Raw genomic sequence first — 5,323 nt, forward strand, 5'->3', positions numbered from 1 at the left:
TATAAAATAAGTTAAACTAAAATGCTGCGGAATTTAGGATTTCTAATTTCTCATTTCTCATTTGTCATTTTTTTGGGCAGGAAATGGCGCCAGCCATAATGCCAGATGCGGAAGAGAGGTTCGCTCAGAGCCTCAGCCGGATAATAGCGCAGGAATCGCAAGTCGCGACATAAACGCTGCAAATTATGACCAATAAAACCATCACCAAGACCATTGCGACTGTCATACCTGCCGAAATTTCCACCAGCAAGTATTTCATGAAGCAACATCTCGCCTCGTCGGATATCTACTGGAACCAACATCTTGTCCTCCGAAAGTCCTAACACTTCACGCAAGACATACATCATCGCTCCTGCAAAATGCCATAACCCTAACTGCTTCAGCGTCTGCTGGATTTCAGTCAGAGAAGAATGATTTTCCGAATCTGAAATAGCAGAACCCGTCTGCTGCTTTTCCAATTCATCCATCAAATCCGTCACTACGAAATAATAATCAAGCACCTGACGCAACCCTACTCCTTCATAGAAATAGTGATGATAGAGATGATACAACTGATAGACTGCATTAAAAGAAGCCGTAGGAACGGCAACCTTCATCTCAGCCAGTCCCTTCTGTGCATCGCTACCAGATGAAACCGGACGACTGTCCAAACTAACCAGATGGCTGCACTGTCTTCCCTTCTCCTCGTTCAGCCATTTCTGCAAACGGCGATTATAGAAGAAATTGGCCATGATGGCAGGAGTAGAATGAAGCTCAACGGCTATTTCATTGATGAAAAGTCCCACATGATTGAGACTCTCATCGCTTACATACCCCTTATCTTTTGCCAGGGAACAAGCCAGGGAACGAATCTCTTCGCGGGACGCATCTACCCACACATCCACATCACCCGGAGTTCTCGAAACAGGATGGGGATAAAGCATAGCATTGCCCTGGCCCTTCAGAATACAACAAGGAAAACCTGCCTCTCTTATTTTCTTATATACATACACTGTGGCTTTATTCAGGATACTGTTGCGCATCATGAGTTTGTGGCTCAGTCCGAACCAGATCAACAACAAGTTCTCGTTAGGAGCTACTCCCTTAGGCAACTTCTGGACTCCATCCATCGCGATTCCCACCAAGGTTTGTTTCTTGACGAAATCGAAGAAAGCCTTCCAGTCGAAGTCTTTCAATGCTGTTCCATCCAAGAACTCCTTACCTTCGTAAAGTCCTAAGGAAAACTGTATCAAACGAAAATATAATTCCATCATGTTGTCGGGGTAACCCTATTTTGCCAGTATAGTGTTATTTTGTTTAAACGTTGATTTATCTTCTACTTTAAAAATCCTCTTTTCATTCGCAAAAATACATTTTTCCTTTCAAACCACCAAACTTTCTTGTCATTTTTTAACCTAAATAAACAATTCAGCGGAATATATGGCAAAAACAATCCCCTGCAGGATTTCCTATCAGGATTTCTGCAAGGGATTGTAAGAAAGGAATTGTATGAAATTCTGTTTATATGTTTTTATTGGATTCCTCCATGTGTAGGCACAACTCGCTTGATAGTACCATCTGCATTGAATTCCAACTTGTCGATGCAAACCTCACGGTGAACACCTGGCTGGAAATGGATATAATCCTTGTTGATGCGATGATAAACGATATACCACTCATCTGTGCCTGGCTTCTGGATCACGGAGTTATGGGCAGTACCGTAAATCTCATGCTGAGGGTCCTGAATCAGAACGATAGGATCCTTCGCTACCTCGATAGGACCGAGCGGAGACTTGGATGTTCCGTAAGCCACATGATAGTTGGCTGCACCCGTATCATCCACCGACCACATGAAGTAGTAGAGTCCGTTGCGATAGAACACGTATGGAGCCTCGCGATAAGCATAGTCTCGCAGGCTTCCGCCCTTTGGAGTCATCACTGTCACGGTTTCATCCTTAATCTTGGTCATATTTGGCTCCAATTCTGCACCCGCCATAAAACTGTTGCCCCAATAGAGGTAAGGCTTCTTGGAAACAGGATCCATGAAAACATCCACATCGATGAGTTGCCCATTGCAACCCGGATGGTTCTTTGCCAAGAGAGGCTGACCTAAATCCACAAAAGGACCTGTAGGAGAATCTGAAACCGCTACGCCCATCTGCTTTCTGCCGTTGTCATTAGGACGGGCACTGAAATAGAGATAGTACTTGTAGCTGCCGTTTTTCTGTTTCACCTCGATGGCAGCTGGTGCCCAGAGATTGCCATTCGCCCAGGCTATCTGGTCGCTCTTCGCATCCAGTGCCACGCCTTCATTCTTCCACTCCTTCAGGTCGGCAGAAGAATATACATAGTACTTATATCCACCCCATCCCGGTTTTCCATCGGTGGTAGAATAGATGTAGTACTTACCCGTCTTGTTGGAATACAGGATTTCCGGATCTGCATGGAAACCTGGCAAGATTGGGTTGCCCTTGCCTGTATAAGAAAGATTCAATACATAACCCCACTTCTGCTGCAATCTCTCCATCTCGTCCTTGGTTACAGAACAAACCGTTCCATGACGAGGAAAAAAGTCCTTGCGGAATGATTCTGGCTTGGTAGAGAAAGTATTCAGATCCTTGGAAGTCTGATACTCATAACGGCCTGAACCATAAAGGTCGTACATCAGCACATACTCATTCTTGTCATTAAGTTTGAATACACCGGAACCTTCCACACCGGTCTTGCTATCTGCGTAAGCATCGATAAACTTGAAGTCCTCCTTCCATGGTCCCTTCAGATTCTTGGCAGTAGCCTGCTGAATTCCATTCTGGATTTCCTTGCCTTCGGCATTCTTGATGTTTCCTTTATAGAACATGTGGTAAACGCCGTTGCGCTCGATGATGTCGTTATCGATGCAACCATACTTGGCATTGAAGAGCACCTTCGGTTCACTCTCGAAACCCGTGAAGTCCTTGTTGGCATAAGCATAATAGGTAACGAGGCTCTTTCTGCCATCGCCCGTACGCTGAAGGGTGAAATAGATCATATACTTCTTGGCCTTCTTATCATAGATGGTCTGTGGAGCCCATACCCAATAGGCATCGCTGAAATGCTCCTTGTAGTCTTCCTTCAACACGATTTTAGAGTGCGTCCAGTTCACCAAGTTCTTAGACTTCATCAATACGATGCCCGGATTATCCTTCCATCCATTCTTCACGGTGTTCATATCTGTAGCCACGATGTAATAGCAGCCATCTTCACCACGAAGGATATGAGGGTCGCGAATACCGCCACTGGTACTGATAGAATCGCTGGCGATGACAGGCTGGTTGTCATTGAGCGCATACCAGTTCTTGGCATCCTCGCTGATGGCAAAACGCAGATGTTCCTGCTTGTTGCCACTTCCTTCGAAATAAGCGAAGAGATAGCCTGCAAACTTGTTGTTGGTAGCAGCCTTCTTTGCGGCAGAAACCTGGAGAGGCGTTCCCCATGCCAACGCTGCCAGTAATAAAGAACTGAATGTAATCTTCATCTTCATGATTTTCCTTTAAGTTAGTGTTATTATTGTTTTTGTTGTTTATGTCATAATACACATCAAGAACTCCATATACTTATTTTTTTTATAAGCTCAATCCTTACAAGCCCAAGCATAAAAGAGTTACTTATAGTGTCAAAACTACATTTATTGAATTACGGCTGCAAAGATACTAAATAATATGTAAACTAACAAGCGTTCATGAAGAAAAATTTCTTCTGCATCATAACATTCAGACAAAGGTATTACCTGAGGTTATTCCTCAACAATTCACCTATTATAATTAGCAGGAAGAATACAAGGATATAGAGATAATACTGCTCGCGCTTGATGAAATCAGCGAAACTGAATTTCCTTCTTCTATTTCCGGCAAGATAGATGTGATAGTCGTATGCCATCATAAAGACGATGGATATAGAAAACACCACCGCCATGACTCCGATAACCACGATGACATAGGATACAGAAAAAAGAGAGTTTTGTTGGTCTTGTATCATAATCTTTATCTTTCGCTTTTAAGTTTTAATGCAAAGATAGTGGTAAAAATCCAAAAAGAGGTGTTGCATTCCTATGGTTGTTGTTGCATTCCTACCAAAAAAGGTGTTGCATTCGTAGGAATGCAACACCTTTTTAAACATTTATTAACCATTAAAGCTATATCATCTGTTCGCGCCATTGACTTGGCGACAGCCCTGTCTTTTGCTTGAAAATGCGGTATATCTGTGTATGGGATGAGAATCCGCACTCAGTAGATATGGCATCATTGCTAAATTCCGGATTTTCTTTCATCATGCGAACAGCTTCATTAAAGCGTATATCGCTAAGCCATGTTCGGAAATTGGTATGCTGAGAAAGATTGAAGTATTCGGTAAGTTCATTCTTCTTACAACCCAAGTTGGCAGCAAGCGAATATATGGTGACATTGCAGTCTTTGTACATTCTGTCATCACACCATTTTTCCAATGCCGCTTCTATCTTTTTCATCCGTTCTGAGGAGGAAATGCTCAATTCTGTCTGCCCATCATCCCCGCTATCCAGCTGGGCTCCATAGGCTGTCTGGTCTGCCGTTTTCTCTTGTTCTTCCTGTTCCTCTTGTTCTTCCAACATATTCTCTACTGGTGTAATATAATAGCCCAACGAGATGAAACTATGGACAAAGAATATGAGAACAAGTAACATCAGCGGACCTACCACCAACAACAAGGTATTGAAGAGAATGGCTATGGGAAGAAAGGCTGCTGAGACGCATACCAATACAAGACTGGATCGTGCATATCGAACGTGTGGCAGAAGATCGCCAGCCGACTCCTCCAACAGTTTTTTCTTGCGCTTCAGTACCTCAGAATAGCTGGCATAGATGAAGTATGCCATACTTCCCACAAAGAATGCGAGCATCACGTATAACAAACCGCCCAGATGGAGACTTTTGTTGCTGAAAACGCCAAAGATGAAGATGGCGACAATCAGCGCATAGGCAGCCGCACTGCGCAAACAATAGCGACGCATGACGCTTCTTGTGCTCTCCATATTGATGATGGATAGGGTGATGGCAAAAACCACGGGAGTGTAGAACATGATATTAACGACTGCCCCCACATCAGCACCTTGTGCACGAAATCCCTGAGTCATCTGCAAGAAGTAATGTATGCAGAATACGGCCATTGATCCACAGAGTAACCACCGAGAGGTCTCGTAGCGTCTTACCTTCCATCTCACCTGCAGAGAAGCCATTGCTATATGCAAGCCCAACATGCCGGTAATGGTGCAGCAAATCAACTGTAATATAACTAAAGTTTCCCACCCTTGTTTATAGGGCATTTTTGAGTC

General features: G+C 43.7%; 4 protein-coding genes. All 4 read right to left on the reverse strand.

Going from position 1 to position 5,323, the window contains the following annotated elements; all coding sequences use genetic code 11:
• Nucleotides 1–50: 50 nt before the first annotated feature.
• The 4 genes from DW917_RS16100 to DW917_RS16115 all read right to left on the reverse strand — a co-directional run bounded on the left by DW917_RS16100 (nucleotide 51) and on the right by DW917_RS16115 (nucleotide 5,314).
• Nucleotides 51–1,253, reverse strand: a complete 1,203-nt coding sequence (locus DW917_RS16100; RefSeq protein WP_118120352.1) for a nucleotidyltransferase family protein — start codon at nucleotides 1,251–1,253, stop codon at nucleotides 51–53.
• Between the two features lie 257 nt (nucleotides 1,254–1,510).
• Nucleotides 1,511–3,499, reverse strand: a complete 1,989-nt coding sequence (locus DW917_RS16105; RefSeq protein ID WP_199545584.1) for a family 43 glycosylhydrolase — start codon at nucleotides 3,497–3,499, stop codon at nucleotides 1,511–1,513.
• Nucleotides 3,500–3,741: 242 nt separating this feature from the next.
• Nucleotides 3,742–3,993, reverse strand: a complete 252-nt coding sequence (locus DW917_RS16110; RefSeq protein WP_118120354.1) for a hypothetical protein — start codon at nucleotides 3,991–3,993, stop codon at nucleotides 3,742–3,744.
• Nucleotides 3,994–4,150: 157 nt separating this feature from the next.
• Complete coding sequence (locus DW917_RS16115) at nucleotides 4,151–5,314, reverse strand: helix-turn-helix domain-containing protein (protein ID WP_233524797.1); 1,164 nt, start codon at nucleotides 5,312–5,314, stop codon at nucleotides 4,151–4,153.
• Between the last annotated feature and the right edge of the window lie 9 nt (nucleotides 5,315–5,323).

Source organism: Prevotella sp. AM42-24 (genome assembly GCF_003461825.1).
GTDB lineage: Bacteria > Bacteroidota > Bacteroidia > Bacteroidales > Bacteroidaceae > Prevotella > Prevotella hominis.

Bases quoted from the DNA above. Each gene is read 5' to 3' on its own strand.
- DW917_RS16100 (WP_118120352.1), bottom strand. From the start codon at position 1,253: ATGATGGAATTATATTTTCGTTTGATACAGTTTTCCTTAGGACTTTAC.
- DW917_RS16105 (WP_199545584.1), bottom strand. From the start codon at position 3,499: ATGAAGATGAAGATTACATTCAGTTCTTTATTACTGGCAGCGTTGGCA.
- DW917_RS16110 (WP_118120354.1), bottom strand. From the start codon at position 3,993: ATGATACAAGACCAACAAAACTCTCTTTTTTCTGTATCCTATGTCATC.
- DW917_RS16115 (WP_233524797.1), bottom strand. From the start codon at position 5,314: ATGCCCTATAAACAAGGGTGGGAAACTTTAGTTATATTACAGTTGATT.